Source organism: Acidisphaera rubrifaciens HS-AP3, assembly GCF_000964365.1.
In the GTDB taxonomy this organism is placed as follows: domain Bacteria; phylum Pseudomonadota; class Alphaproteobacteria; order Acetobacterales; family Acetobacteraceae; genus Acidisphaera; species Acidisphaera rubrifaciens.
In genome coordinates this window covers 1-2,828 of the sequence record NZ_BANB01000152.1, presented here as the reverse complement: position 1 = coordinate 2,828, position 2,828 = coordinate 1, and the positions used below count along the sequence as shown (strand labels likewise).

2 protein-coding genes are annotated in these 2,828 nt (G+C 71.7%); one reads left to right on the top strand and one right to left on the bottom strand.

What is annotated here, in order from left to right:
• Positions 1-257: 257 nt before the first annotated feature.
• A complete protein-coding gene (locus B8460_RS05590; protein WP_048860596.1) occupies positions 258-1,013 on the top strand; it encodes an HAD-IA family hydrolase in 756 nt (251 codons plus the stop codon).
• Here B8460_RS05590 and B8460_RS05585 read toward each other — a convergent pair.
• Positions 1,010-2,828 (bottom strand): mechanosensitive ion channel domain-containing protein (locus tag B8460_RS05585; RefSeq protein ID WP_048860595.1); only part of this gene is annotated, 1,819 nt, incomplete at its 5' end. The two genes, B8460_RS05590 and B8460_RS05585, sit on opposite strands and share 4 nt — an antisense overlap.

Here is a 2,828-nt window from a genome sequence, read left to right as displayed (position 1 = left end):
GGTAATAGCAATAGCCCGGGCGCGGATGCTGCACGACGATGCAGCCGCCGAGGGCGAGCGGCGCGAGCAGCAGCAGGGCGATGGCGCAGGCACGCTTGAGGGTCGGGCGCATGAGGGGATGTCGGCTCCTTGATCGGGCGGGTCGGGCGGCGCCGGAGCGGCGCGCCCGATCATAATTCCGCGAACGGTTGACGGTTGCCATGGGGCGGGCTTGCGTCGCGTAACACACTGCGACGTTTGATGACGGAGATGCCAGCATGCCCGACGCCGATCTCCCCGCCGCGCTGATCTTCGACGTCGACGGCACCCTCGCCGAGACCGAGGAGGCGCATCGCCATGCCTTCAACGAGGCCTTCGCCGAGGCGGGGCTGGACTGGCACTGGGATCAGGCCCGCTACCGGCGGCTGCTCGACGTGACGGGGGGGAAGGAGCGCATCCGCTTCCACCAGGAACTGGCCGGCCTGTCGGTCCTCGACGATCCGGCGATCGCGCGGCTGCACGCGCGCAAGACGGCGCTGTATGTCGCGCATGTGGATGGCGGGCGGCTCGGCCTGCGGCCCGGGATCGCGCGGCTGATCAACCAGGCGCGGGCGGCGGGTATCCCGCTCGCGATCGCCACCACGACCAGCCTCGCCAACGTCGAAAGCCTGCTGCGCGCGACCTTGGGCGCCGGGGCGCCCGGATGGTTCGCGGCGATCGGGGCGGGCGACATGGTCGCGCGCAAGAAGCCGGCGCCGGACATCTATCGCCACGTGCTCGACCGGCTCGGCGTCGATCCGGCGCGCAGCGTCGCGTTCGAGGATTCCGTCAACGGCCTGGAGGCCGCGCGCGCCGCCGGGCTGCCGACCCTGGTCACGGTCAGCCGCTACACCGACGACCAGCGCTTCACGGGCGCCCTCGCGGTGCTGGATCATCTCGGCGAGCCGGATCAGCCCTGCCGGGCGCTCGCCGGGCGGGCGCCGGCGGGCGGGGTGGTCAACCTGCCGGCGCTGCGCGACTGGCTGCGCGGCTAGTTCGGCGTCGCCGGGCGCGGCCCCGCCCCGCTCCACCGCGCGCCGGAACGCGGGTCGCGACCGTTGTCCGGCCCGCCGTCGCGGTCGCCCTCCGGCTGGTCCTGGCCCGGCACCTCGGGCGGCGGGACGATGCGGACGATCTGGATCGGCGCCGCGAGGCGGATGCCGTCCGCCTCGAACCGGCGCTTGAGGCGGCGGTTGAACTCACGCTGCACGCCATAGCGCGCGGTGTCGGTGCAGACGATCTGCCCGACCAGGGTCACCGCCTGCGTCGTCACCTTGTCCACGCCCCAGTATTGCAGATCGCTCAGCATGCCGCGGCCGAAGGCGGGGTCGGCGCGCAGCTCCGCCGCGATCGCCTTCAGCGTCTCCGCCACCCGGTCGGTGTCCTGATCCGGCGCGATATCGACGCTGACCGGCACGTTGCCGAGGCCGCGGTTGTTGTTGGTGACCGTGCTGACCGACGAGAACGGAATGACATGCAGCGACCCGTCGCCGGCGCGCAGGCGGATGGTCCGGATCGACAGCTGTTCCACCGAGCCGGACAGGCCGCCGAGCGTCACCCAGTCGCCCACCTGCATCGTGTTCTCCAGCAGCAGGAACATGCCGGTGATGAAGTCCTGCACCAGTTTCTGCGAGCCGAAGCCGATGGCCACGCCGATGATGCCGGCGCCGCCCAGCAGGGGCGCGATGTTGACGCCGATTTCCGACAGGATGGTCAGCACCAGCACCGCGGCGATGAAGCTGAAGATGACGACGCGCAGGATCGGCGTCAGGGTGCGCGCCCGTGCCAGCCGGGCGGCGCCGCCGGCCGGGTCGTGCGACAGCCGGTCCATGTGACGCTCGATCGCGCCGTTGGCCAGCTCCCACGCCAGGACACCGACCAGCAACGCCGCCATCATGGCGAACACGGCCGACAGGACGCGGCCGCCGAGCGAGCCGTCGGCGAACCAGCTGAAGGCGTGAAGGCCCCAGACCTGCAACAGCGCGATCGACGCCACCGCGAGCACGGCGGCGGCGACGAGACGACGCACGCTCGGGTAGTACCGCTCCGCCCGCCGCAGGTACCAGGGCGACGTCTCGTCCCGGTCGGGCACGGCGCGCAGCATCCGCTCCATGCCGCCGAGCAGCGCCACCGACAGCAGCCGCGCGCCGATGGCGACGGCCACCGTCTCGATCAGCAGGGTGCAGAGGCGGACATACCCGTCCTTGAGCTGCGCTGCCCAGACGAACCACAGCGCGTAGTCGATGAAGATCGCGACCACCCACCAGGCCCGCCCGAGCGCCGCGAGCAGGCGATACAGCTCGCCGCCGATCCGCCGCGGCGGTTGCAGGTGGCGGGCGACGTCGTGGCGCACGCGCCAGATCAGGACGGCCAGCGCCGTGTGCTCCGCGAGGACGAGCAGCTTCGACATGGCCGCGGCGCTGTAGAACGGCATGCCCAGCGTCTGCGCCACGTTCAGCCCGGCGAAGCCCCAGGCGCCCATCACCACCATCAGCCGCAGCCAGAAGGCCGAGACCTCGGCCACATCGTCGCCGATCAGCACCGGCCGCAACGCGGGGCGGCCGGGGGCGAAGGCGGTGTAGATCACGGCGAACATCACCCCGCCCACGGCGAAGGCGGTGACCGCCGACCGCACCACGACATGGCTTGCGTCGAGGCGGATCAGGCCGAAGAACTCGAACCCGAAGGCCACGAGCGCGAAGCCGGCGATCGGGATCAGCTCCAGGACGAAGTGCAGCAGGGCGAAGGGCACGCGCCGCAGTCCGTAGAGCAGGCGGATGAAGGCGCGATTGTAGTGGGAGCGGACCCGC

Bases quoted from the DNA above. Each gene is read 5' to 3' on its own strand.
- B8460_RS05590 (WP_048860596.1), top strand. From the start codon at position 258: ATGCCCGACGCCGATCTCCCCGCCGCGCTGATCTTCGACGTCGACGGC.